This window comes from Paenibacillus jepli (assembly GCF_047238105.1).
Lineage (GTDB): Bacteria > Bacillota > Bacilli > Paenibacillales > Paenibacillaceae > Paenibacillus_D.
In genome coordinates this window covers 3295001-3321132 of sequence record NZ_JBDFMD010000001.1, presented here as the reverse complement: position 1 = coordinate 3321132, position 26132 = coordinate 3295001, and the positions used below count along the sequence as shown (strand labels likewise).

The following is a 26132-nucleotide window of genomic DNA, read 5'->3' as shown; positions in this document are numbered from 1 at the left end:
ACCTTGCTTCCGGGCATCGGGTATAATCACGGTAAAGGCTTAGCAAACTGTGCATCTTTGATGAATCAGGCCTCGCTTTCGAAGCAGGCATTGCTTCGCAAAAATTTTAGGGAGGAACATTTTATTCTATGGCAATTGAAGTGGGAGCCAAACTAGAGGGCAAAGTGACAGGCATTACGCATTTCGGGGCATTCGTCGATTTGTCGGGAGGTGTCACGGGGCTAGTTCACATTTCGGAAATTGCCGATAATTACGTCAAGGACGTGAAAGATCATCTGAAGATTGACGATGTTGTCAAGGTGAAAGTGATCAACGTGGACAAAGACGGAAAGATCGGACTTTCCATTAAACAGGCGATCGATCGCCCAGAAGGCCAAGCGCCCCCGCAGCGTGAACGCTTCGGAAGCGGAGACCGTGGACCACGTCCGGGAGGAGGCGGAGACCGTTTCCCTCGCACAGGAGGAGGAGGAGGCGGCGGAGGCCGTCCGTACAAATCCAATTCCGGCAAACCGCCATATGGCAAACCGTCTTTTGGCAAACCTACTTTCGAGGATAAAGTATCTCGCTTCCTAAAAGACAGCGAAGAGCGTATCTCGTCCCTGAAGAAGAACACCGAAGGCAAACGCGGAGGCCGCGGCGCCAAGCGAGTGTAATGGCACATTTACAAGCAGAGCCTATACGGTTCTGCTTTTTTTGCGTCCGCTCCCGGGTACTCCTTGCACTCCGACAGACAAGGAGGTTCCGAATCTCATTTTTCTCTGCGGGTACCGGAACTCCGACAGACAAGGAGGTTCCGAATCTCATTTTTCTCTGCGGGTACCGGAACTCCGACAGACAAGGAGGTTCCGAATCCCGCTATTTTACTTGCGGGATACCGGAACTCCGACAGGTTAGGACGGACATTTACAGATAGGGACCGGCAGACGCGGACAGTTTTTGTAGAATCAGGCTCCTTATGCATCCCGCCTATTCGGCTGCCGGACGCGCCCAGCAAGGGATCCCAGGGACGCGGTAACACGCGGCGGCCGAATTGTTTTTGTCGGAAAAAACTTTGTGCGGCGGGGCGGGTTCTGACAAACTTCATACGGACAAGCTCCTATAATAAGAGGCACTACAAATTCGGAAATGGTGGTGCCTTAATGATGGACAAGCATAACCTGGTAATGTTTCCCGGAACCGTAAAACGGACAGGCCGTATCAAGATGATGCTGGGGCGGACGAAAGAGTGGGCGGGCGGCAAGCGGCTGTTCCAGATCATTGCCGCCAAGAAGTGGACGTTCCTGCTGATGGCTGTCGGCTTCCTGCTCGGCCGGGCGATGATCCTGGAGACGCTGACGCCATTTGCCGTTGCCTACTTCGCCGTCATCTACTTCATGCGCCGGGATATGTACCGCGCGGTCGCCGTGTCGCTCGTCGCCGGCAGCTTCTTCTCCATTACTCCTGCACCGGTGTGGATTGCCCTGGAGCTCGTCGTCTTCTTCCTGCTCGTCAAAGGGCTGGAAGCGTATGAGAAGGCAGAGCTGTCCTATGCGCCGCTGCTCGTCTTCATCTCCACTCTGCTGGTACGGCTGTTCGGCACCATCATGACAGAGACGCTGGGCTGGTATCAGCTGACGATGGTAGGCGTAGAGGCGGGTCTCGGCTTCGTGCTGACACTGGTGTTCGTCCAGGCGATTCCTGTATTCACGATGACCAAGAAGACCGCTTCGCTCAAGCATGAAGAGATCATCTGTCTGATGATCATGCTCGCAGCCATTATGACCGGACTGGTCGGCTGGGCGGTGAACGGCATGTCGATCGAACAGGTGATGTCCCGTTACTTGCTGCTGCTCTTCGCCTTGGCTGGCGGCGCGCCGCTCGGGGCGTCGGTTGGCGTCGTCGTTGGACTCATCCTGTCGCTGGCATCTCTGCAATCGGTGGCCCAGATGAGCATCCTCGCGTTTGCCGGTCTGCTCGCCGGTCTGCTGCGCGAAGGCGGCAAGCCGGCTGTCGCCTTCGGCATGCTGCTCGGAACGTCGATCCTCTCTATCTATATAGGAACTCAATCCGATGTGATGGCCTCCACGTGGGCGTCGGTGACCGCTGCCGTCCTGTTCTTAATGACGCCGTCCAGCATTACGCGTACGATCGCCCGCTATGTACCGGGGACGCAGGAGCATGCCAAGTCCCAGCATGAGTATGCCAAGCGCGTCAGGGAAGTTACTGCACAAAGGGTGACCCAGTTCTCGGATGTGTTCCGGCAGCTCGCACGCAGCTTTGGTCAGTTTGGGCCGCGGGAAGAGACGGTGGAGACCAAGCGCGAGGAGAAGGTGGGGCATTTCATGAATGCCGTGGCTGAGAAGACCTGTGCCAGCTGCCACCGCAAGGGAATGTGCTGGGACAGCAAGTTCTATCAGACATATAAGGTGATGACGGAGATGATGCAGACGATCGAGGAGAACCGGCGACCGGGGAACAAAGATATCCCGCGGGAATGGACGGTGCACTGCGTGCGTCCCCAACAGATCCTGAACGTGATGACCCAGCAGTATGAGCTGTATCAGCATGATCAGTACTACAAACAGCAGATCCAGGAGTCCCGCCAGCTGGTGGCGGAGCAGCTCTCCGGCGTCTCCCAGGTGATGGAGGACCTTGCCAGGGAGATCCGGCGCGAAGGGCAGGAGCTGCACTTGCAGGAGGAGCAGATCCGCGAAGCGCTCGAGGGGCTCGGATTGTCGATCCACAGCGTCGATATCATCAGTCTCGAGGAGGGCAATGTCGAGATCGAGATCGGCCATACCTTTGGCAAAGGGTACGACGAGTGCCGCAAGATTATCGCGCCGCTGCTCAGCGACATCCTCGGCGAGCACATCGCCGTGAAGGCGGAGATCCCGCCGGAGCAGACCGGCAAGCCGGTGTCCGTGCTGTTCGGCTCGGCCAAGGAATTCGAGATCGAGACCGGCGTTGCTGGCGCTGCCAAGGGCGGCGATCTGCTCTCGGGCGACAGCTTCAGCACGGTGGAGCTGGGCAACGGCAAGTTTGCCGTAGCGATCAGCGACGGCATGGGCAACGGCGAGCGGGCGCGCATGGAGAGCAGCACCGCGCTGACGATCCTGCAGCAGCTGCTGCAGTCGGGGATGGATGAGAAGCTGGCGATCAAATCGGTCAACTCGGTGCTCCTGCTGCGTTCATCCGACGAAGTATTCGCGACGGTCGACGTGGCGCTGATCGACATGTACACCGCGCGAACGACGTTCATGAAGATCGGCTCGACGCCGAGCTTCATCAAGCGCGGCCAGGAGGTGATCGTCGTGTCGGCCAACAATCTGCCAGTCGGCATCCTCCAGGATATCGAGGTCGATCTGATCCGCATTCAGCTGCAGCCGGGCGACACGCTGATCATGATGACGGACGGCATCTTCGATGCCCCCGGGCATGCCGTCAACAAGGAGATGTGGATGAAGCGGGTCATCCAGGAGATCAAGGCGGAGGAGCCGCAGGAGATCGCAGACAGCCTGCTGGAGACCGTCGTCCGCTATCACGAGGGCGACATCATCGACGACATGACGGTCGTCGTCGCCCGGGTAGCTAAGCATCAGCCGGAATGGGCGACCTTCCGCTGGCCGGGCATCTCGCGGGTCGAGCGGCCGCGCACGGTGAGTTGACCCGTCTGTGAGGTGGGGATCGTTGTTCCCTAATCTCTCGACTTGATCATATCAGAGACTGCCTCCGCCGCTTTTGGCATGGAGAGCAGTCTCTTCTTGTGTGTCTACTGCGGTCAGGCTCCGTAATGTCGCATAGATTAAACCCTCCCAATTCCGGGCATGCTGATAGATAGAATATAATAAGAATCGGAGGCGGAAGTATGAGACAAATCCTGTTGATCACGGATGGCTGCTCCAATGTCGGGGTCAGTCCGGTAGTGGCTGCAGCGCATGCCCAGTCAGAGGGAATCACGGTCAATGTAGTGGGGGTGCTCGACCACGACGAGGAGACGGATTACGGAGCGCCGGAGATCCACGAGATCGCCCGGGCGGGCGGCGGGCTCAGCCGGATGGTGACGATGAAGGAGCTGGCCCGGACGGTGCAGATGATGACCCGCAAGACGGTGATGCACACGATCCAGAGCGCAGTCCACAAGGAACTGCAGCAGGTGTTTGGCTCCACCTCGATCGAAGAGCTGCCCCCCGAGAAGCGCGGCGAGGTGGTGCGGGTGATCGACGAGCTGGGGGAGACCTCCAGCCTTCAGGTCGCATTGCTGATCGACACGAGCGCCAGTATGAAGTCCAAGATGAAGGCGGTCGAAGAGGCGATTCATGATCTGATGCTCAGTCTGCAGGCCAGAGCCGGCAAGAGCGAGATCAGCGTCTTCCGTTTCCCCGGCTCCCGGTACGGGTCGGAGTGCGCGCAGGTGCTGGATTGGACCGATAGCGCAGCGGGATTGCCCTCGCTGTTTGCCAAGATTACGATGCAGGGGACGACGCCGACCGGACCGGCGATCATGCATATGATTGATTTTTATCGCCAGGACAAGTATGGTAGAGACAATAGAGAGGAAACGGATGGGATGAGGAGTGGCAACGTCGGTTGAGCCGAAGCTGGCCCGGGATACGGTCATCACAGGCAAATGGAAGCAAAACCGCTACCGCATCGAGCGTCTGCTCGGCGAAGGCGCCAACGGCCGCGTCTACCTGGTAGAACGCGGAGGGGCCTGGTATGCCTTTAAAGTAGGTTCCGACGCCGTCGATCTGCAGTCGGAGGTCAATGTGCTCAAGTCGCTGGCGCAGCATCAGCGGGGCGAGGAGGTCTTCCTCGTCGATGTCGACGACTATAGGGGTAAGGACGGCAAGGAGCATCCCTTTTATGTAATGCGGTATGTCCGGGGGCTGTCGTTGCTCGATTATCTGAATCGGGAAGGAACAGAATGGTTCCCGCTGGTCGGCTTTCATCTGTTGAATAAGCTTGCAGGGCTGCACGCATCGGGCTGGGTGTTCGGCGATCTCAAGCTGGAGAATGTATTGGTGGGGGACTACGGCCGGGCTCAGCTTGTTGACTATGGCGGGGTGAGCGCGATCGGCAAAAGCGTGCGCCAGTTCACTGAGATCTACGACCGCGGTTATTGGTCGGCCGGTTCGCGTACCGCTGACCCGCAGTACGATCTGTTCTCATATGCTGTGCTGTGTATCCAGTTGTTCGAGAGCAAACGGCTTGCGGAGCTGACCCGGACGCTGCTGCCGCAGAACCGTGTGCCCGAGGAGCTGATGAAGCTGACCCAGGACCAGCCGGCGTTGAAGCCATTCGCCGGCTGGCTGCGCAAGGCGCTGCACGGAGGGTATGCGGACACCCGTGAGGCTGCCGCTGCCTGGCAGCGGCTTGCCCACCGACCGGGAAGCAGGCGGCGCAGCGCAGCGCCCCGCTGGATGCGGCGCCTGCTGCTGGTCTCGGCGCTCCTCTTTGCCGCGTCGATGATTTGGCTGATTCGGACCGGCTTGTAATCGGGTAGTAATACGAAGCAGCTGTGGAGGATATGCATATGGACCAACTATTGAGACAGATCTCCGCAGGCGCGGTCCGGGAAGGGCTGTGGCAGCCGGGCGAGCATATCCTGGTTGCCGTCTCCGGCGGCGTCGATTCGACCGCCCTGCTGCACATCCTGCACCGGCTGGCCGAGCAGGAAGGCTTCCTGCTGACGGCGGCGCATGTCCATCACGGCTTGCGGCAGGCATCCGATCTGGAGGCGGCAGCCGTCCGGCAGTTCTGCGGCTCGCTGGGGATCCCCTGCGAGTATGGCCAGCTGGATGTGAGAGCGCACAAGCGGCAGACCTCGCGTAACACGCAGCTGGCCGCCCGGGAGCTCCGGTACCGGTTCCTCCATGAGACGGCAGCGCGGATCGGAGCTGTGCGGATCGCGCTCGGCCACCACGCTGACGATCAGGCGGAGACCGTGCTGATGCGCGTGCTGCGTGGCACGGGTCCTGCCGGGTTGGCCGGCATGCGGATGCGCCGGACGGAACACGAGGTGGATCTGATCCGGCCGTTGCTGGAGGTGCCCAAGTCGGAGCTTGCGAATTACTGCGTGCGGCAGGGGCTGTCCTGGGTGGAGGATGAGAGCAACCAGACCCGCGATTATGTGCGCAATGCGCTGCGGCTGGATGTGATGCCGGTACTCGCCGACTACAACCCCGAGCTGCGCGAAGCGCTGTGCCGGCTGGCCGAGGTCGCGGCACAGGAGGATGACCTGCTCGGCAGTCAGACAGAGCAGCACTTCGAGCGGCTTGTCCGATCGGAGAAGGAGGGTCTGTCCATGGACAGAGCAGGCTTGCTGAGCCTGCATGTCGCTTTACAAAGGAGATTGATTAAACTAATATTATACTATCTATCCCCTGAGCGGGACTCCGCGACTTATGAGCGGGTAGAAGCGATGCGGACGGCGGCGCTGGACGATACCCAGACGACCTGGCGGACCGATGCCGGGGAGGGCATCGTCTTTCTGCGCGAGTACGACCGGCTGCGCTGGCTGCGAAGCAACATACATATTGCAAGTGAAGGATTGGAGTATGCATATGAGGTGTCTGCGGTGACGAGCGAGCTGGTCATCCGCGAGACCGATCCGCAGACGATCTTCTCGTTCGATTGGACGGATGCGGGCGGCGTCAAGCCGGGCAGCCGTTATGAGGCGGTGTTCGACGCGCAGGCGCTGCGTTTTCCTCTGGTCATCCGCACCAGGCGTCCGGGAGACCGGATGGCGGTGCTGGGATTAGAAGGGACCAAAAAAGTGCAAGATATGTTCGTTGATGAAAAAATCCCGCCGTCTCAGCGCGGGAAGCTGCCGATCGTCTGCGATGCGGACGGGAAGCTGTTATGGATCCCGGGCATCCGGCGGTCCTCGCATGCCCTGACCGGGCTCCCTGGAGGGGCCGAGCTGCGCATCCGGGTGCAGTTCGCTTGATTGCGCATGGGAGCACTTATATAATCATAAGTATAGCTAACAAGTGGGAGGTCCCGTTTTGCTTAATGACATTCATGAAATATTGTTTGATGCCGACCAGATCCAGCAGCGCGTCAAGGAACTGGCGGAGGAGGTAGGCCGGGATTTCGAAGGGCGCAACCCCCTCGTCATCTGCGTACTGAAAGGCGCGTTCATCTTTATGGCGGACCTGGTGAAGAACATCCATATTCCGCTTGAGCTGGATTTCATGGCGGTATCCAGCTACGGCCAGTCCACCAAGTCGTCGGGCGTGGTCAAGATTATCAAGGATCTGGACGTGCCGGTCGAAGGCCGCGACGTCCTGATCGTCGAGGACATCATCGACAGCGGACTGACGCTCAGCTACCTGATCGATGTGCTGGAGCGCCGCAACGCCAAGTCTGTCCATGTCGTCACGCTTTTCGACAAGCCGGCCCGCCGTACGGTAGGACTGGAAGCGGACTACACGGGCTTCAAGCTGCCGGACGAATTTATCGTCGGCTACGGGCTGGATTACGCCGAGAAGTATCGCAATCTTCCTTTTATCGGTGTGCTTCGTTCCGAGATCTATACCAAGGACTGATAGGCCCGATTCGGGTTGTCCCCATACCTGATCTTCCCCCAACCTGCGGTTCTATTGTGGTGGAAAGACCTGCTATGGTAAAATATTTAAAGCGTCTTGAGAGGAGGTAGGGGATGAATCGGATCATCCGTAACACGGGATTTTATTTACTCATCTTTTTGGTCACAGTGGGGATCGTTCAGGTACTGAGCAACTCCGGCGATTCGGCGGTCGAGCTTCGTTACGACCAGCTTCGCACGGAGCTGCAGACCGACAATGTCGATAACCTGACCATGAAGTTCGATGATTACACGTATTACATCACGGGGGAATTCAAGAACCAGGCCGAAGATGCCGAATCCAATAAGTTCTATTCGCGCATCAACGTGGAAGAGTACGCGGTCAAAGAATTAACCGACGCAGCCGAAGCCAATGGGCTGAGAATTAATTTTGAGCCAATGGATACGCCAAGCTTCTGGCTGACGTTCCTTACCTCAATCATACCTTTTGTGATCATTTTCATCCTGTTCTTCTTCCTGATCAATCAGGCACAGGGCGGCGGCGGCAAAGTGATGAACTTCGGCAAGAGCCGCGCCAAGCTGTATAATGAAGAGAAGAAGCGCGTCACCTTTGAAGATGTGGCGGGGGCCGATGAAGAGAAGCAAGAGCTTGTGGAGGTCGTGGAATTCCTCAAGGATCCACGCAAATTCGCCGCTGTAGGCGCACGTATCCCTAAAGGGGTCCTGCTCGTAGGTCCTCCGGGTACAGGTAAGACTTTGCTTGCTCGCGCCGTTGCCGGCGAAGCGGGCGTACCGTTCTTTACTATCTCGGGTTCGGACTTCGTGGAGATGTTCGTCGGGGTCGGCGCCTCGCGCGTCAGAGACTTGTTCGAGAACGCCAAGAAGAACGCGCCATGTATCATATTCATCGATGAGATCGATGCCGTCGGTCGCCAGCGCGGAGCCGGTCTGGGCGGCGGGCATGACGAGCGCGAACAGACGCTCAACCAGTTGCTCGTCGAGATGGATGGCTTCGGCGCCAACGAAGGCATCATCATGATCGCTGCTACCAACCGCGCCGATATTCTTGACCCGGCGCTGCTCCGTCCGGGCCGGTTCGACCGTCAGATCACGGTCGACCGTCCGGATGTCAAAGGCCGCGAAGCGGTGCTCAAGGTCCACGCGCGCAACAAACCGATCAGCAAGGAAGCGCGGATGGACGTAGTAGCCAAGCGGACGACCGGATTCTCTGGCGCAGACCTGGAGAACCTCCTCAACGAGGCTGCTCTCCTCGCTGCGCGCCGCAACAAGAAAGAGATCGGCATGCACGAGATCGACGACGCGATCGACCGCGTCATCGTCGGTACCGAGAAGAAGAGCCGGGTCATCAGCGACCGTGAGAAGCGGATCGTCGCTTATCACGAAGCCGGGCATACGATTCTCGGATACTTCCTGGAGCATGCCGACACGGTCCATAAGGTCACGATCATCCCCCGGGGCAAGGCTGGCGGATATGTCATCATGCTGCCGAAGGAAGATCGGATGCTGGTCACGAAGAACGAGCTGCTCGATAAAGTGACGGGCTTGCTCGGCGGGCGTGTCGCCGAGGAGCTGTTCATCGGCGAGATCGGTACCGGTGCCTACAGCGACTTCAAGCATGCGACGGGGATCGTCCGCAGCATGATTATGGAGTATGGCATGAGCGAGAAGCTGGGACCGATGCAGTTCGGCAGCTCGCAGCAGGGGCAGGTGTTCCTGGGCCGCGATATCGGTCACGAGCAGAACTACTCGGACGCCATCGCCTATGAGATCGATCAGGAGATGCAGCAATTCATCAGCGCATGTTACGAACGCGCCAAGCAGGTGTTGACCGAGAAGAGCAAAGAGATGCATCTGATCGCGCAGACGCTGTTGGAGGTGGAGACGCTGGAGATGGATCAGATCAAGCGTCTGATCGAGACCGGCACGCTTGAATTGCCTCCTGGCGAGGAGCCGCCTCCTGCCGATTCAGGTGAAGAAACGAAGGGTGAGCCTACCGTTGATACGCTTGGCAATGTCAAGGTGCGTATCCAGAAGCGCGAACCTGGCGAGGATATCCCGACGCCGGCGGATGACACGCAAGGCGGCAATGACGACCCTGATAAGAAATAACTGTTATGCAACGACGCTGCCCGCGAGGGCAGCGTTTTTAGTTTTGAAATATAAGAAAGTATATGTTTTACACACCTACTTGGCTTATATTTCTCCGGAATGAAACTAGCGACGCCGTCAGAGGACGGCGATAGCCGTGCGCTTAGGACGACGAAGTCGTTTTTGCTTGTCTCATCGGATAAGACGAGGATTCGTATTATCCGATATCAGGTCGCCTTCATGACATAAGCTGGTCCATGCTTGCTGCTGCTTCCCGGCACGGCAGGATGAATGTCCGCCCGTTTATTGACAGTCCCTCCAGGGTTGTGTACATTAAGGGATAACTAATGAATCGTCCGGCTTAAGCCAACACTATAAGAGTGCAGCCGTGCAGCCGCACGCTTGGTTTCACGCCGATCGACATACACGAGGAGAGGATTCGAGATGGAGGCTTTGGCTCTCGAGCGTAAGCAGCAGCAGAACAAGGAACTTCGTGAGCGTCTGGAGCAACTGAAGAAGGAACGCAACGCGATTATTTTGGCGCATTACTATCAGCGCGATGAGATCCAGGAGGTGGCCGACTTCCGCGGCGACTCCTTCCTGCTCGCCCAGAAAGCGGCCGAGACCGATGCGGATACGATCGTATTCTGCGGGGTTCACTTTATGGGGGAGAGTGCCAAGATACTGGCTCCTAATAAAACCGTCATTATCCCAGACGAGCGCGCAGGCTGTCCGATGGCCGATATGGTGGGTGTGGATGGGCTACGCAAGCTGAAGGCGCAGCACCCCAATGCAAAAGTGGTAACCTACATCAATTCGTCTGCTGACGTGAAGGCAGAGACGGATATTTGCTGTACCTCGGCCAATGCGGTCAAGGTGGTCAATTCGGTCGATTCCGATGAGATTATCTGGGTTCCCGACAAAAATCTGGGCCACTATGTCCAGCAGAAAACCGATAAAAAAATGATCATCTGGGAAGGTTACTGCAACACGCACGACATGTTGACCGTTAAGGATGTCGAGGAGATGCGCGCCAAGCATCCAAATGCCCAGTTCGTCGTTCATCCGGAGTGCCGTCCGGAGGTCGTGGCGATGGGTGATTTTGTCGGCAGTACCACAGCGATTATCAAATATTGCCGCGAGTCGGATCATAAGGAATTTATCGTCGGTACGGAGGACGGAACCGGCTATCAGCTGCGTATGGACAGCCCGGAGAAGTCGTTTCATTTTGCGACCAAATACCTCGTCTGCCCGAACATGAAGGTCAACAACCTCAAGAAGCTGGTCAAATGCTTGGAGACGATGCAGCCGCAGATCTATGTCCCGCCGCATATTGCGGATCAAGCCCGGTTGTCCCTGGAGCGCATGCTGCAAGTCAAGTAGCATGCGCTACTCTCTTGTGTGGAGGATACACGATGATGATTCCTAGATACCTCGTTGATTTTACATTGGATGAACTACCTGTCGTAGAGAAGGATGTTATCGTCATCGGGGCCGGCATAGCCGGTCTTTTTACCGCCATCAAGGCGAGCGAGAACGACAAGGTATTGATGCTCACCAAGAAATCGCTGCTCGACAGCAATACCCGTTACGCGCAAGGGGGCATCGCTGCCGTCATCTCGGAGGATGACTCTCCAGCATACCACCGGCAGGATACGCTGCTCGCCGGGGCAGGACTGTGCAAGCCGGAAGCGGTAGATATCCTCGTCCATGAAGGCACGAAAGGCGTGGAGGATCTGGTTAAGATGGGGACGCGCTTCGATCAGGAGAACGGCGAGTTCGCTCTGACCAAGGAAGGTGCTCACAGCCAGCGCCGGATCTTGCATGCCAACGGCGATGCGACGGGCTTCGAGATCGTGCGCGCGCTGTCGGAGAAGACCAAGGACTACCCCAATATTGAAGTGTGGGATGACTGCTTCGTCATCGATCTGATCACCCAGGGCGATGAATGCCTGGGCGCACTTGTGCAGCGTCCGGACGGCAGTCGGCTCATCGTCAAGGGCAAGGCCACGGTGCTGTGCAGCGGCGGTGCCGGTCAGTTGTACCGTTATACGACCAACCCGGATGTCGCTACCGGAGACGGCATCGCGATGGCTTACCGGGCGGGTGCCAACATCCAGGATGTCGAGTTCATCCAGTTCCACCCGACGTCCCTCTGCTATCCAGGAGCGCCGCGCTTCCTCATCTCGGAGGCGCTGCGCGGCGAAGGCGCCGTCCTGCGCAATATCCGGGGCGAGCGTTTCATGGAGCGATATCACGAGCAGCTGGAGTTGGCTCCCCGCGATGTGGTGGCGCGGGCGATCGTCAGCGAGATGGAGGCGACCAAGTCGACCTTCGTCTTTATCGATATTACCCACGAATCCGTGGAGTTGGTCAAGCACCGGTTCCCGAACATCTACCAGTTCTGCCTCACGTACGGTCTTGATCTGACGACAGACTGGATTCCCGTCGCACCGGCAGCGCATTATATGATGGGGGGCGTCAAGACGGATCATCATGGCGAGACCAACGTCAAGCGCCTCTTCGCGTGCGGGGAGTGTTCGTCTACAGGCGTCCATGGCGCCAACCGGCTGGCCAGCAATTCATTGTCCGAGGCGATCGTCTTCGGCCGCCGGATCGTCGAGCGGATCCGCGAGCTGGAGACGCCGACGCTGGAGCCCGAGCAGTACGTAGCGGAGCTGCGCAGCATCCAGCCGATCCAGGCGGTCGTCGAGAAGCGGCTCAAGCTTCAGAAGATTATGGTGCGGTACGCGGGCCTCAAACGGGATGCGCAAGGATTGCTGAAGGGCCTCGAGGAGCTGAAGCGGCAGCTGCCGATCTTTCAGACGGTACTGACCAAGCGGGAAGAGTTCGAATTTGCGAATCTGCTAACCTGTGCCATGCTGACTACCCAGGCCGCGCTGGCCCGGGAGGAGAGCCGGGGCGCGCATTCCCGAGAAGACTTTCCCGAGAGAGATGACCTTTTATGGCGCAAGCATACGGTGCAACACCGAGAACATGGACTGACGGAGGAGCGTATTGGCGATGAGTGAGTGGAGTACATATAACGAGGCGCTGATCGTGCAGATCCAGGGCTGGCTCGCCGAGGACGTCGGCTCCGGCGACATCAGCACCATGACGACGATACCGGCCGGGAGCACTAGCCGGGCGGTTATCCATGCCAAGCAGGATGGCATCATCGCCGGCCTGCCGGTCGCAGAGCAGGTCTTCCGGGTCGTGGACAAGGCGCTGCTCTTCAAGCCGCTGGTCCAGGAAGGGGACTTCATCACGAGCGGGACCGTGATCGCCGAGGTTGAGGGCAGTACACACAGTCTGCTCACCGGCGAACGGCTCGCGCTGAACCTGATGCAGCGGCTCTCTGGGATCGCTACGAAGACCCGCAGCTTCGTAGACCAGGTAAGCGATCTGCCGGTGCGTCTGGTCGATACACGCAAGACGACGCCTGGCCACCGCATGCTGGAGAAGTATGCGGTCCGGGTCGGCGGCGGCGCCAATCACCGGTTCGGCCTCTATGATGCCGTCATGATCAAGGACAATCATATCAAAGGCGCCGGAGGCATCCGGGAGGCGGTCGAGGCTGCACGCCGGCGCATCCCCCATACGATGAAGATCGAGGTGGAGACCGAATCCTTTGCTCAGATCGAGGAGGCTCTCGCCTCCGGAGCGGATATCATCATGCTTGACAACATGGGGCTTGATGCCATGGCAAATGCTGTCAGTCATATTCGGCAGCAAGCGCCGCATGTTATAATCGAGGCGTCAGGCGGCGTATCGTTGGGTTCTGTAAGAGGCATTGCCGAGACGGGCGTCGATGTCATCTCGGTAGGCGCACTGACGTATTCCTTCGATGCGCTGGACATCAGCCTTGACCTCGGAAGCAAGAAAGGAGCGGCCGAGTAAGTGATACTGGTTATGGATGTAGGCAATACGAACATCGTCCTTGGCATTTATCGGGGCAAAGAGCTGCTGCATCATTGGCGGCTCAGCACGAACCGCTCGGCAACCGTCGATGAGTACGGGATGTCGATCTACAACTTGTTCCAATATGCGCAGATCCGGCTCCAGCAGGTCGAGGGCGTCATCATCTCCTCGGTCGTGCCGCCGCTCATGCGCACACTGGAACAGCTGTGCCTAGAGTATATCGGCAAGACGCCGCTCGTGGTGGGGCCGGGCATCAAGACTGGACTGAATATCCGTTACGAGAACCCGCGCGAAGTAGGCGCGGACCGGATCGTCAATGCCGTGGCTGCGATCGAGCGTTACGGCTCACCGCTCATTGTCGTCGATTTTGGCACGGCGACAACATTCGATTATATTGATGAAGCCGGCAATTACCTCGGGGGCGCGATCGTGCCGGGCATCGGCATCTCGACGGAGGCGCTATACCAGCGTGCTGCCAAGCTGCCGCGCATCGAGCTGGTGAAGCCGCGTAGCGTGATCGGACGCAATCCGGTCACCTCGATGCAGGCCGGCATCATCTTCGGCTATGCCGGTCAGGTCGACGGCATCGTCAAGCGGATCCGGGGCGAATTTGGCGTAGATCCGCGGGTGATCGCGACCGGCGGGCTGGCCGATCTGATCGCTGCAGAGTCCGAAGCGATCCATGAGGTAGATCCGTTGCTGACCCTAGAAGGGCTTCGTCTGGTCTACGACCGCAACCGCGAATCGTAATCATGACGACTACCCGAGAACAGATAAAAATCAACAACCAGGAGGAGGGACAATGATGAGCCCGTTGGAAGATATAATACTTAGAGGAACGGCTTGGGGCGGCAAGCTGCGGGTGTTCGCTACCCGCACGACTGCACTGGTCGACGAGCTGCGGCGGCGTCACAATACGCTGCCGACCGCGACGGCGGCTCTCGGACGGACGGCGACTGCCGGAGCGATGATGGGCGCCATGCTCAAAGGAGAAGAAAAGCTGACGATCCAGGTCAAGGGTGTAGGCCCGATCGGCCAAATCGTCGTGGACGCCAATGCCGCAGGCAAGGTGAGAGGGTATGTGGATCATCCGGACGTCCATCTGGCGAGCAATGACAAAGGCAAGCTGGATGTCGCCGGAGCGGTAGGCCGCAGCGGATATATCCATGTGATCAAGGATCTGGGCCTCAAAGAGCCGTATCGGGGCAGTATCCCGATCGTCTCCGGCGAGCTCGGAGAAGACTTCACCTATTACTTCGCCACCAGCGAGCAGACACCATCCGCAGTTGGACTCGGTGTACTGGTTGATACGGACGGATCCGTGCTGCATGCCGGAGGATTCATCATCCAGGTGCTGCCGGGTCTGTCGGATAATGAACTGGACAGGCTGGAGCGGGCGATCGGGACGATGCCGCCGGTTACCGCGCTGCTCGACCAGGGCGAATCGCTTGAGGAGATCCTGAAGTTCGCTGTAGGCGACGAACTGCAGATTCATGAGCGCCTGCCGGTCGAATTCTCTTGCAACTGCTCCAAGGAGCGGGTAGAGCGGACGTTGATCAGCATGGGCGAGGCCGAGCTGCAGCAAGTGATCGATGAAGACGGCAAGTGTGAAGTGCTCTGTCATTTTTGCAACGAAACGTATACGTTTGACCGCACGCACCTGGAAGCGCTGCTTGAGCAAGCAAGGCCCAAGCCGCTGCAGTAAAGCGAGGGACCAGCGATGACTAACCCAAAAGTGGTAAGAGGTCTCGTCGCGCTTCAGGCCATTTGCATGATTGTGCTGACGGTCGTCATTGTCGTCCAGGTCGTGCCCCTGAACGGCAGAGTCGATCCCGGCACCGACCCGGGCAAAGCGGAGGGCGGCGAGAAGAGCGACCCGGAGCAGGCGGGAGGCGAGCTGCCCCCCGGCACGGTCATCGCCACGATCGGCGGCGAGTCGATTACGCTGGGGGAGCTGCAGAAGCAATTAACGATGCAATATGGCCATGATGTTTTGCGGACGCTGATGGTGCGTCACGCGATTCGGATGGAAGCAGAGGAGCAAGGCATTACCGTCACCGATGCCGAGCTGGAGCAGGAGCTGCAGCAGCTGTCGGAGGGCTATGAGGACAAGGAGAGCTTTTACAGGGCGATGGAGGATCAGCTCGGACTGAGCAAGGAAGATGTCCACCGGGATCTCCGATATAGGCTCAAGCTGGAGAAAATTGCGATCGCTGATATTCCCGTTTCTGACCGTGCGGTCGATGAGCATCTGCGTGACAATAAGGAACAATTTGCGCCTCGTGTCCAGGTCCGGCTCTCCTGGATTGTGACCGAGACGCGGCGGCTGGCGGAGCAAGCGATGAGCGACGCCGCAGGCGGAGCTGACTTTGCACGACTCGCCGCCAATTATTCGATCGATGAATTCACTTCGGGTCTGGGCGGCGATATGGGGATGATCGAGATGGACGACCCGTTCATCGATCCACAAGTGCTGGAAGCGGTGCAGCCGCTGGATCCCGGCGATATTACAGGGCCGCTGCAGGTGGATGAGGGGTATGCTGTCATCCGCCTGACGGAGCGGCGTGTGAGCACCCCGCCGGATGAGCAGACGATCCGCGAGATGGTCCGCAAGCAGCTGGCGCTCTCTGCAGCCCCGCCTCTGCCGAGTGTGGAAGACCAGCTGCTGGAGAAGTATGAAGCCTCATTTATGCCGGTACAGCCTTAAGTCGGCAGGGAGAGCTCGCGGCCGGGCGCGCGCCGGTTCAAGTTCCTATTGACAACTGCTGGGTGCCATTGTTAATATGAAGACAGGCAAAAACCAACTGAAATAGTCGGAAATAGGGAGGCTTCTTATTATCATGGCGAGAATTGTACAGAACGTAACTGATCTGATCGGCGACACACCGCTCGTGCGCTTGAACCGTCTTGTTCCTGAAGGCAGTGCAGAGATCTACGTGAAGCTGGAGTACCAGAATCCCGGCGCCAGCGTCAAAGACCGCATCGCCATCAGCATGATTGAAGTGGCCGAGCAGGAAGGGCTTATCAAGCCAGGCGATACGATTGTCGAGCCGACAAGCGGCAACACCGGAATCGGTCTGGCACTCGTAGCGGCAGCCAAAGGGTACAAGGCGATCCTGGTTATGCCGGAGACGATGAGTATCGAGCGTCGCAATCTGCTGCGCGCCTACGGTGCGGAGATCGTCCTGACCCCGGGCTCCGAGGGTATGAACGGTGCCGTCAAGAAAGCGGAAGAGATCCAGCAGGAGAAGGGTTACTTCATGCCGCAGCAGTTCAAGAACCAGGCCAACGTCAAAGTTCACCGCGAGACTACAGGTCCGGAGATTGTCGAAGCGATCAACTCGCTCGACGGCAAGCTGGACGCATTTATCGCTGGTATCGGAACCGGCGGTACGATCAGCGGCGCTGGCGAAGTGCTGAAGCAGAACTTCTCGGACATCAAGATCTACGCTGTTGAGCCGGCGGCATCGCCGATCCTCTCCGGCGGCAAGCCCGGACCTCACAAGATTCAGGGCATCGGCGCGAACTTCGTCCCGGACATCCTGAACCGCGAGATCTATGACGGCGTGATTACCGTCGATAACGAGGAAGCGTTCGAATATGCGCGTCGTGCAGCCAAAGAAGAAGGCATCCTGTGTGGCATCTCTTCCGGCGCAGCCATCTTTGCAGCGCTCAAGGTAGCCAAGGAGCTCGGCGCAGGCAAGCGTGTCGTTGCTGTCGTGCCTAGTAATGGAGAGCGCTACCTCAGCACACCACTCTTCAACTTCGAAAACTAAAGCGGTCAAAAAGTCCGCTTTTGATCACGATGCTCTCGGTGCTGAAAACCGAACTTTTGGAATCTCTATTTTAAGTAATACTGCAGTACACTAAGCGTCCTTCCGGGTATGACCCGGGAGGGCTTTTCTTTTTGGGGAATATAAGCTACTATAGGTGTCAACAAAACGCCTGTACCGCTCCCGGCTGCGAGGACGGCGGGCAGCGGACAGAAGGGCTGGAGGACTTGCGGATGAACATCACGCCTTATCCATCGTGGGAGAGCTGGCATGCGAGCGGACGGTATACGATGCTGCCTTATATAAACAAGCGCCCGCTAGGCTCCGGAGGCGCAAGGGTGGATTCGTGGGCTCGGGCCTGGCAGGCTGCGGCCGACTATGCGATCGTCCTGGAGAGCGGCAAAGACGGCCGCTATACGTACTTGGGCTTGCAGCCCGCTTCCGTGATCAGGGGAAAGGGCCGGACTGTCCGGGTACAGGATGCCGGCCAGCCCGAGCAGGAGATGCCTGACGAAGAGCCGCTCGCTGCGGTGCGTCGCTGGATGGCGGCCCATGTCTCTCCGGGCATCGACGACGCGCCGCCGTTCACCGGCGGCTGCGCCGGCTTGTGGTCCTACGACATCGTGCGTTCGATCGAGATGCTGCCCGAGCAGACCACTGACGATCTGGCGCTGCCGGATTATCTGCTGCTGCGGCTGGACGAGCTATGGATCATCGATCATGAGGAGGAGCAGCTTTACTGTGCCGTCCACTGCCAGATCGAACGGTCCGCTTCGGAGGACGAGCTGAGAGAACGCTATGCGGCAGCAGAACGGCAAGCCGCGCGGATGGCGAGGCTCTGGGAAGAGATCAGCGCGGTAGAAGCGGGAGATATCGAGCTCCGCGAGCGCCGGGAGTCGCTGATTGCCAGCGATCCGCTCCCGGTGGATGTCGAAGCTATGGAAGGCATCCACACGCCCTTCTCACGGGAGCAATACGAGTCGGCTGTGCGCCGGGTCCAGGAGTATATCGCAGCCGGCGATGTCTTCCAGGTCAATCTGTCGGTCCGGCAGAGCCGGGCGGTGCACGCTTCGCCGGAAGAACTGTACGAATGGCTGCGCTTGTTCAACCCATCCCCCTATATGGGGATGCTCCGTTGTCCGGACTTCCAACTGGTCAGCGCTTCGCCGGAGCTCCTGGTCAAAGCCCGGGGAGGCCGGCTGGCTGCCCGTCCGATTGCCGGCACGCGCCGCCGCGGACGCGATGAGGCGGAGGATCTGCGGATGGCGGAGGAGCTGCTGACCAGCGAGAAGGAACGGGCGGAGCATATCATGCTGGTCGATCTGGAGCGCAATGATCTCGGCCGGATCTCGGAGTACGGCTCGGTACGGGTGGGCGAGCTGCTGGTGATCGAGCGATACTCCCATGTCATGCACCTGGTCTCCCAGGTCGAAGGCAGGCTCGCTCCGGGGAAGGACGCCTATGATGTGGTTGCCGCGACCTTCCCCGGAGGGACGATTACAGGCGCGCCCAAGATACGGACGATGGAGATCATCGAGGAGCTGGAGCCGGTGCGGCGGGGACCGTATACAGGCTCGCTTGGTTATATTAACTACAATGGCGATATGGAATTCAATATTATCATACGGACGATGGTCGTGCAGGACGGGCAGGTGCATATCCAGGCAGGCGCCGGGATCGTCATCGATTCCGATCCGGAGCGGGAATACCGGGAGTCGCTGAACAAAGCCAAAGCGCTGTGGAAGGCGATCCAATACAGCGAGCGGCTGGTCCGCGAGCAGACGGGTGCAAGCACGTAAGCGAAGCAGTCGAGCGTATGAATATTACGGTTATAAGGGGTGGAGACGATGATCCTGGTCATCGACAATTACGATTCTTTCACGTACAATCTGGTGCAGTATTTGGGCGAGCTCGGCGGCGACATTGTCGTCAAGCGCAATGATGAGATCGACCTGGCGGGCATCCGCGAGCTGGCGCCGGATCATATCCTGATCTCGCCGGGGCCTTGCACGCCCAATGAAGCGGGGATCAGCCTGTCTTTGATTGAGCACTTCAAGGGTGAGATTCCGATCTTCGGTGTCTGCCTGGGGCATCAGTCGATCGGACAAGCGTTTGGCGGCGATGTCGTGCGTGCCGAGCAGCTGATGCATGGCAAGACCTCCGAGATAATCCATGACGGCCGGTCGATCTTCGAAGGACTCCCGTCGCCCTTCACGGCGACACGGTACCATTCGTTGATCGTCAAGCGGGAGACGCTGCCGGACTGTCTGGAGATTACTGCGGAGACGGCGCAGGGCGAGATCATGGGTCTGCGTCACAAGACGTACAAGATCGAAGGCGTCCAGTTCCATCCGGAGTCGATTATTACCCAGCATGGTCTGGTTATGCTTCGCAATTTCCTGTCGCAGCGGGCGGAAGCCGCCCGATGAAGGTTGGCCGCGATGGCGCAGTAGTCGATGCGAGTGAGGCCGTGATCTCGGTGTTTGATCACGGTTTTTTGTACGGGATGGGTCTCTTCGAGACATTCCGCACTTATGGGGGCCGGCCATATCTGCTGAGTCGCCATCTGGAGCGGCTGGCTGCGGGATGCCGGGAGCTCGGGATCCGCTTCGACTGGACGGAAGCGGGTGTTGCGCAGTGGCTGCAGGAGGTGCTGGCTGCCAACGGCCTGGCGGACGGCTATGTACGGCTTACGGTCACGGCTGGCGAAGAGGGGCTCGGACTGCCTGCCGGCGACTACGACCAGCCGCATGCGCTGCTGCTGGTCAAGCCGCTGCCGGAGCTGCCTGACTCGCTGTATGTGGAAGGGAAGCAGTTGTGGCGTCTGGCGCTCCCCCGCAACACGCCCGAAGGGGCGGGGAGGCACAAGTCGCTCCACTACATGAACAATATTCTTGCCAAGCGGGAGCTCATGGCCAGCGCAGCTGCGGCTGGTGCCGAAGGCTTGATGCTGACAAGGGAAGGCTGGCTGGCGGAAGGGATCGTCAGCAACCTGTTCTTCCGCCGTGGCGAGCGCCTCCTCACGCCGGCGCTGGATACCGGTATCCTGCCGGGGATCACGCGGGAACGAGTGATCGCGCTGGCGAGGGAGCTGGGCATGCCTGTGGAAGAGGGCAAATATACATGGTCAGAGCTGCTGAGCGCCGATGAAGTGTGGCTGACGAATTCGATTCAGGAGCTGGTGCCGGTCACTGTCCTGGCAAGCCAGGACGGCGGGGCCGAGGTGAGCGGCGGGCGCATCGGGAATTGGACGCAGCAGCTGCTGTCTTCCTATCGGGAAGAGACGGGAGGCGTAATCGGATGAAGACGAACATGGCACACCGGAACTACCGCTGGCCGGATGGCGTAACTCTGGAGCTGGGAGAACGCACGCTTATTATGGGTATTCTGAATATTACGCCGGATTCCTTCTCCGATGGCGGCCGGTATACGGCCGTGGAGGAAGCCGTCGAGCAGGCCCGCCGGATGGCAGCTGCCGGCGCCGATCTGATCGATATCGGCGGTGAGTCGACGCGTCCGGGCAGCACGGCGGTGCCGCTGGAGGAAGAGCTGCGGCGTATCCTGCCGGTAGTCACGGCACTGCGGGAGGCGCTGCCGGAGCTGCCGTTGTCCATCGATACGTACAAAGCCGAGACGGCCAGAGCGGCATTGGCTGCCGGAGCCCATATCATCAATGACGTATGGGGGCTGAAGTATGATGGGGAGATGGCCGCAGTGGCTGCGGAGTACGGCTGTCCTGTCATCCTCAGCCATAATCGTCAGGCCCGGGATTATCAATCGCTCGTCCCCGATGTTATCGCTGATCTGAGAGAGAGCATCGCATTGGCGGAAGCGGCAGGTGTGTCAGAGGAAAAGATCTGGCTTGACCCCGGGATCGGCTTCGCCAAGAATTATGAAGATAATCTCGAGCTGCTGGGGGCGCTAACCGAGCTGACGACGCTGGGCTATCCCGTGCTGCTGGGCACCTCCCGCAAGCGGTTCATCCAGCAGACCCTTGGCTTGCCCGCAAGCGAAGTCGTGATGGGGACAGCTGCCACAGTCGTGATGGGGATCATGCAGGGCTGCCAGCTGGTCCGGGTCCATGATGTGGAGGCGATATTCCAGACGGCGCGTATGACGGACCGCGTGGTGTACCGGCAAAGCTGAATATTTTGAATCACCTCGTGATCAAAGGCGGATTTTTTGAACAACCTCTTGAGGGAAAGGTGATGAATGATGGATCGTATGACCTTGAAGGGCATGGAATTTTTTGGTTATCATGGTGTATTTGCAGAGGAGAACAAGCTGGGGCAGCGATTCCGCGTCGAGCTGGAGCTGCGGCTCGATCTGAGGGAAGCAGCGGAACGGGACGACATCGAGGCGAGTGTCAACTATGCGGATTTGCATGCCCTCACGAAGGCGACCGTGGAAGGCCCGCCTTTCAAGCTGATTGAAGCGTTGGCAGGTCATATTGCATCTCGCGTTCTGGACACTTATACTATGATAAATGAAGTAACAGTTCGCCTGACGAAACCGCATCCGCCGTTTGACATCCATTTCGACGGCGTCGTCGTCGAGCTGTCGAGAAAGCGTGATGCTGATGGACGTATCATCGCTTCATGGAGTTGATGACAGATGAAGCAGAACCAACCAACCCGAGTGGCATATATCGCCCTCGGTTCCAATCTGAGCGACCGGGAACGTCTGTTGCGGCAGGCGCTTGGCGCCCTTGACGCACATGCGGACATCCGGGTTCTCCGGGTGTCGGCGATCTATGAGACCGAGCCGGTGGGATATACGGATCAACCGGCTTTTCTGAATATGGCGGCGGCACTTGCTACATCGCTGGCGCCAACTGAGCTGCTGGAGACGATGCTGGAGACGGAGCGGCAGCTTGGGCGGATCCGCGAAGAGCGCTGGGGTCCCCGCACGATTGACCTTGATCTGCTCTATTACGAGGGGATAGCGATGCATACCGAGACACTTATCCTGCCGCATCCGCGGATGATGGAGCGTGCCTTCGTGCTGGTCCCGTTGGCCGAGGTGCTGGCGTCTGATCCAGCTGCAGCGCCGTTGCGGGAGCCGGTATCGGAGGCGCTCAGCCAGCAAGGAAAGGAAGGCATGACGCGATGGAATACGATCAACTGGCCGGGCGGCTCCGCGCCTTCCGCAAATTAAAGGGTTACACGCAGCATGAGCTGGCCGAGAAGCTGGAGGTATCCGTAGCGGTGCTGGGTTCTTTGGAGCGGGGGACGCGCGTGCCTCAGACCAAACTGCTGGAGCAGATTGCGGCCGCACTGGATGTGGATTATGACGAATTGATCGGCGATACGTACCCGGCCGGCAAGCAGCGGCGGGAATAGAGCGTGGTGATCAAAGCGATAGAAAGGAGGTAAAATCATGCTAAAGATCGGCAACATTGAAATGAAAAACAAGGTTGTGCTGGCGCCGATGGCTGGCGTATGCAATCCGGCATTTCGGCTGATCGCCAAAGAATTCGGCACGGGTCTCGTATGTGCGGAGATGGTCAGCGATAAAGCGATCCTGCACGGCAACAAACGGACGATGGAGATGCTGTATGTGGACGAGCGGGAAAAGCCGCTAAGCCTGCAGATTTTTGGCGGCGACCGGACTTCCCTCGTCGAAGCGGCCAAAGTGGTCGACAAGCAGACCAACGCCGACATTATCGATATCAACATGGGCTGCCCTGTACCGAAGGTAACAAAGTGCGATGCCGGCGCCCGCTGGCTGCTCGATCCCAACAAGATCTACGAGATGGTGTCGGCGGTCGTGGATAAGGTGGACAAGCCGGTAACGGTAAAGATGCGGATCGGCTGGGACAGCGAGCATATCTATGCTGTCGAGAACGCTCAAGCCATCGAGCGTGCCGGAGGGAAGGCGGTCAGTGTCCATGGACGTACGCGAGAGCAACTGTATACCGGACACGCAGACTGGAATATGATAAAGGAAGTTAAGGAAGCGGTATCGATCCCGGTCATCGGCAATGGAGATGTCTTCTCGCCCGAGGACGCCAAGCGGATCCTGGAGCATACCGGCTGCGACGGCGTCATGATCGGCCGCGGGGCGCTGGGCAATCCGTGGATGCTCTACCGTACCGTGCAATATCTGACCACAGGCGAGCTGCTGCCGGATCCTACCCCCAGCGACAAGATGAATATTGCGATCCTGCACATGGACCGTCTGATTGCGCTGCGCGGCGAATCGGTAGCCGTCCGCGAGATGCGCAAGCATCTGGCGTGGTATCTCAAAGGGCTGCCCGGTGCCGCACGCATCAAGGATCAGATCATGGAGGAGACCAGCCGCGACGGATTGGTGACGATTATGGGCGATTACATCGATTCCCTGGAGGAGATGGCTGATACTCCTGTTGCTGTCAGTGCCCCGCAGCACGAGAAGGTCGCCTATTAGCGTTAGTTTCAATATGCGCGATCAGGACCTTTCCCCGGCGCGGCTGGCTTTGATTGACATTTGGTGCCCAGTTGAAATATAATCATCCAATAGTATTCTGCCCCCAGCGCCGACGGCCTGGAGCGGGAGAATGGATCGACAGCAAGGTTTCGAGTCATTACGGGTTCTGAATGTAATATATTAAATATCAGTGAATTCATACACGGTATGAAAATATGTCACACGACAGGAGAATCAGTAAGATGAACGACAAAGAAATCATCCTTACTCAAGACGGACTTAAGAAATTGGAAGAAGAGCTGGAAACGCTGAAGTCAGTCAAACGTCGTGAAGTCGCTGAGCGGATCAAGGTAGCTATCGGCTATGGTGATATTAGCGAGAACTCCGAATACGAGGATGCCAAAAACGAGCAAGCCTTTATCGAAGGCCGGATCATCACGCTGGAAAAAATGCTGCGCAACGCGCGCATTATCAATAACGATGAAGTCGACATCGATACCGTTAGCATCGGCTCCACTGTACTGGTAGAGGACCTGGAATTTAAGGATCAAATGGAGTATACCATCGTGGGAACGGCAGAGGCAGATCCGCTGCAGAACAAAATTTCCAATGAAAGTCCCGTAGGCCGGGCCATCCTCGGTAAAGATAAAGGCACCATCGTCGATGTGAACGTGCCGGCCGGCGTGATCAAATATAAAATTCTGGATATTAAAAAGTAAGTTTTGCGCGTATGTTCTGGAAAGCTTCCTTGAAGGAGGCTTTTTTTTGCAAAAATAGGGCAGAGTATTGGCAGCGGAGCGGCTGTCAATGAACAAGGAGATGAAAAAAGTGGTACAAGACAATCAGGAGCAGACAGCAACGCAGGAACAGGAACTAAGCGAGCTGCTGCAGATCCGCCGGGACAAATTGGACGAGCTGCGCAAGCTTGGCGTGGATCCGTTCGGCAAAAAGTTCGTACGGACGCACCAAGCACGCGAAATTCTGGAAGCATATGGCGAGATCAGCAAGGAGGATCTGGAAGCGCAGGCTCATCAGGTCAGTCTGGCTGGCCGGATCATGCAGAAACGCGGGATGGGCAAAGCAAGCTTCGCCCATATCCAGGATCTGAGCGGCAAGATCCAGCTGTATGTTCGTCAGGATGCCTTGCCGGAGAACCTGTACCAGGCTTTTGACCTGCTGGATATCGGGGATATGGTCGGGGTGCGCGGTGTGGTGTTCAAGACCAAGACCGGCGAGACCTCGGTAAAGGTGCAGGAGCTGGAGGTGCTCACCAAGTCGCTGCTGCCGCTGCCGGAGAAGTATCATGGCCTGAAGGATGTGGAATTGCGCTACCGTCAGCGTTATGTCGATCTGATCACGAACCCTGAGGTGCAGCAGACGTTCATCACCCGTTCGCGCATCATCCAGTCCATGCGCCGTTATCTGGATGCCCGCGGTTATCTGGAGGTGGAGACGCCGACGCTCCACACGATCGCTGGGGGGGCCGCCGCAAGGCCATTCATCACGCATCACAACGCGCTGGATATGCAGCTGTATATGCGGATCGCCATCGAGCTTCATCTGAAGCGGCTGATTGTCGGCGGCATGGAGAAGGTCTACGAGATCGGACGCGTCTACCGCAATGAAGGCATCTCAACCCGTCACAATCCGGAGTTCACGATGATCGAGCTGTATGAGGCATACGCCGACTATCAGGACATCATGGAGCTGACGGAGCAGATGGTCGTTCATATTGCCCGGGAGGTGCTGGGCACCACGACGATTGACTATCAGGGACAGCAAGTGGAGCTGGGCAAGCCGTGGCGCCGGGTCTCGATGGTGGAGCTGGTCAAGGAAGCGACCGGCGTCGACTTCAGCGCACAGATGACTGATCAAGAGGCGCATGAGCTGGCCAAGGCGCATAAGGTCGCAGTGGAGCCGCATATGTCGCAAGGCCATATTCTCAACAACTTCTTCGAAACGTTCGTAGAGCACACGCTTATTCAGCCAACCTTTGTTACAGGGCATCCAGTGGCGATCTCGCCGCTCGCCAAGAAAAGCGAGAGCGACCCGCGCTTTACGGATCGTTTCGAGCTGTTCATCGTCGCCCGGGAGCATGCCAATGCATTCACCGAGCTCAATGATCCGATCGACCAGCGCCAGCGTTTCGAGGCGCAGCTGGTAGAGAAGGAGCATGGCAATGATGAGGCGCACGAGATGGATGAGGATTTCATCCGCGCCCTGGAGTACGGCATGCCGCCGACCGGCGGCCTGGGTATCGGCATCGACCGGCTGGTGATGCTGCTGACAGACGCGCCGTCGATTCGCGATGTATTGCTGTTCCCGCATATGCGGGAGCGGACGCAAGAATAGGCTGCTTATTGGAATGCCAAGCTGTCCGGAAGATTTCCGGG

24 protein-coding genes are annotated in these 26132 nt (G+C 58.3%); all 24 read left to right on the top strand.

From position 1 onward, the window contains the following. The first annotated feature begins 128 nt into the window (after positions 1-128). The 24 genes from ABC336_RS14605 to lysS all read left to right on the top strand — a co-directional run bounded on the left by ABC336_RS14605 (position 129) and on the right by lysS (position 26091). Positions 129-653, top strand: a complete 525-nt coding sequence (locus tag ABC336_RS14605; RefSeq protein ID WP_413239330.1) for a S1 domain-containing RNA-binding protein — start codon at positions 129-131, stop codon at positions 651-653. Positions 654-1139: 486 nt separating this feature from the next. After that, positions 1140-3644, top strand: a complete 2505-nt coding sequence (gene spoIIE, locus ABC336_RS14600) for a stage II sporulation protein E (protein WP_413239329.1) — start codon at positions 1140-1142, stop codon at positions 3642-3644. Between the two features lie 200 nt (positions 3645-3844). Continuing rightward, entirely contained in the window at positions 3845-4570 is a 726-nt protein-coding gene (locus ABC336_RS14595) for a vWA domain-containing protein (RefSeq protein WP_413239328.1), read from the top strand. Next, positions 4554-5474: a serine/threonine protein kinase gene (locus ABC336_RS14590; RefSeq protein ID WP_413239327.1), complete on the top strand. Its 921-nt coding sequence runs from the start codon at positions 4554-4556 to the stop codon at positions 5472-5474. Before ABC336_RS14595 ends, ABC336_RS14590 begins: the two co-directional genes overlap by 17 nt. Before the next feature lie 38 nt (positions 5475-5512). After that, positions 5513-6928 carry a tRNA lysidine(34) synthetase TilS gene (gene tilS, locus ABC336_RS14585; protein ID WP_413239326.1) on the top strand — a complete coding sequence of 472 codons (1416 nt, stop codon included), beginning with the start codon at positions 5513-5515 and terminating at the stop codon, positions 6926-6928. Positions 6929-6986: 58 nt separating this feature from the next. Then, positions 6987-7529, top strand: coding sequence for a hypoxanthine phosphoribosyltransferase (gene hpt / locus ABC336_RS14580; RefSeq protein ID WP_413239325.1), 543 nt, complete (start codon positions 6987-6989; stop codon positions 7527-7529). Positions 7530-7642: 113 nt separating this feature from the next. Next, positions 7643-9658 (top strand): ATP-dependent zinc metalloprotease FtsH, encoded by a 2016-nt coding sequence (ftsH, locus tag ABC336_RS14575; RefSeq protein ID WP_413239324.1) that lies wholly within the window; start codon positions 7643-7645, stop codon positions 9656-9658. Between the two features lie 423 nt (positions 9659-10081). Further along, the gene (nadA, locus tag ABC336_RS14570; RefSeq protein WP_413239323.1) at positions 10082-11020 is read left to right on the top strand and encodes a quinolinate synthase NadA; all 939 of its coding nucleotides are present in this window, start codon (positions 10082-10084) and stop codon (positions 11018-11020) included. A 35-nt stretch (positions 11021-11055) separates the two neighbouring features. After that, positions 11056-12669, top strand: coding sequence for an L-aspartate oxidase (gene nadB, locus ABC336_RS14565; RefSeq protein WP_413242523.1), 1614 nt, complete (start codon positions 11056-11058; stop codon positions 12667-12669). Continuing rightward, complete coding sequence (gene nadC / locus ABC336_RS14560) at positions 12662-13537, top strand: carboxylating nicotinate-nucleotide diphosphorylase (RefSeq protein ID WP_413239322.1); 876 nt, start codon at positions 12662-12664, stop codon at positions 13535-13537. The genes nadB and nadC overlap by 8 nt, the downstream gene beginning before the upstream one ends. Next, positions 13538-14308, top strand: coding sequence for a type III pantothenate kinase (locus tag ABC336_RS14555; RefSeq protein ID WP_413239321.1), 771 nt, complete (start codon positions 13538-13540; stop codon positions 14306-14308). Positions 14309-14363: 55 nt separating this feature from the next. Beyond that, the gene (gene hslO / locus ABC336_RS14550; RefSeq protein WP_413242522.1) at positions 14364-15263 is read left to right on the top strand and encodes an Hsp33 family molecular chaperone HslO; all 900 of its coding nucleotides are present in this window, start codon (positions 14364-14366) and stop codon (positions 15261-15263) included. A gap of 15 nt (positions 15264-15278) precedes the next feature. Next, complete coding sequence (locus tag ABC336_RS14545; RefSeq protein ID WP_413239320.1) at positions 15279-16265, top strand: peptidyl-prolyl cis-trans isomerase; 987 nt, start codon at positions 15279-15281, stop codon at positions 16263-16265. A 133-nt stretch (positions 16266-16398) separates the two neighbouring features. Beyond that, positions 16399-17334 (top strand): cysteine synthase A, encoded by a 936-nt coding sequence (gene cysK / locus ABC336_RS14540; RefSeq protein ID WP_413239319.1) that lies wholly within the window; start codon positions 16399-16401, stop codon positions 17332-17334. A 230-nt stretch (positions 17335-17564) separates the two neighbouring features. Beyond that, positions 17565-19130 (top strand): anthranilate synthase component I family protein, encoded by a 1566-nt coding sequence (locus ABC336_RS14535; RefSeq protein WP_413242521.1) that lies wholly within the window; start codon positions 17565-17567, stop codon positions 19128-19130. A gap of 48 nt (positions 19131-19178) precedes the next feature. After that, positions 19179-19760 (top strand): aminodeoxychorismate/anthranilate synthase component II, encoded by a 582-nt coding sequence (gene pabA, locus ABC336_RS14530; protein WP_413239318.1) that lies wholly within the window; start codon positions 19179-19181, stop codon positions 19758-19760. Beyond that, positions 19757-20635: an aminotransferase class IV gene (locus ABC336_RS14525; protein ID WP_413239317.1), complete on the top strand. Its 879-nt coding sequence runs from the start codon at positions 19757-19759 to the stop codon at positions 20633-20635. Before pabA ends, ABC336_RS14525 begins: the two co-directional genes overlap by 4 nt. Continuing rightward, entirely contained in the window at positions 20632-21477 is an 846-nt protein-coding gene (folP, locus tag ABC336_RS14520) for a dihydropteroate synthase (RefSeq protein ID WP_413239316.1), read from the top strand. The genes ABC336_RS14525 and folP overlap by 4 nt, the downstream gene beginning before the upstream one ends. A 69-nt stretch (positions 21478-21546) precedes the next feature. Beyond that, entirely contained in the window at positions 21547-21939 is a 393-nt protein-coding gene (folB, locus tag ABC336_RS14515; protein ID WP_413242520.1) for a dihydroneopterin aldolase, read from the top strand. Between the two features lie 6 nt (positions 21940-21945). Then, entirely contained in the window at positions 21946-22488 is a 543-nt protein-coding gene (gene folK / locus ABC336_RS14510; protein WP_413239315.1) for a 2-amino-4-hydroxy-6-hydroxymethyldihydropteridine diphosphokinase, read from the top strand. Then, entirely contained in the window at positions 22440-22673 is a 234-nt protein-coding gene (locus tag ABC336_RS14505; protein ID WP_413239314.1) for a helix-turn-helix domain-containing protein, read from the top strand. Before folK ends, ABC336_RS14505 begins: the two co-directional genes overlap by 49 nt. A gap of 37 nt (positions 22674-22710) precedes the next feature. Continuing rightward, the gene (gene dusB, locus ABC336_RS14500) at positions 22711-23739 is read left to right on the top strand and encodes a tRNA dihydrouridine synthase DusB (RefSeq protein WP_413239313.1); all 1029 of its coding nucleotides are present in this window, start codon (positions 22711-22713) and stop codon (positions 23737-23739) included. A 242-nt stretch (positions 23740-23981) separates the two neighbouring features. Beyond that, positions 23982-24458 carry a transcription elongation factor GreA gene (gene greA / locus ABC336_RS14495; protein WP_413239312.1) on the top strand — a complete coding sequence of 159 codons (477 nt, stop codon included), beginning with the start codon at positions 23982-23984 and terminating at the stop codon, positions 24456-24458. A gap of 100 nt (positions 24459-24558) precedes the next feature. Further along, positions 24559-26091 carry a lysine--tRNA ligase gene (gene lysS, locus ABC336_RS14490; RefSeq protein ID WP_413242519.1) on the top strand — a complete coding sequence of 511 codons (1533 nt, stop codon included), beginning with the start codon at positions 24559-24561 and terminating at the stop codon, positions 26089-26091. The last annotated feature ends 41 nt before the right edge of the window (positions 26092-26132 follow it).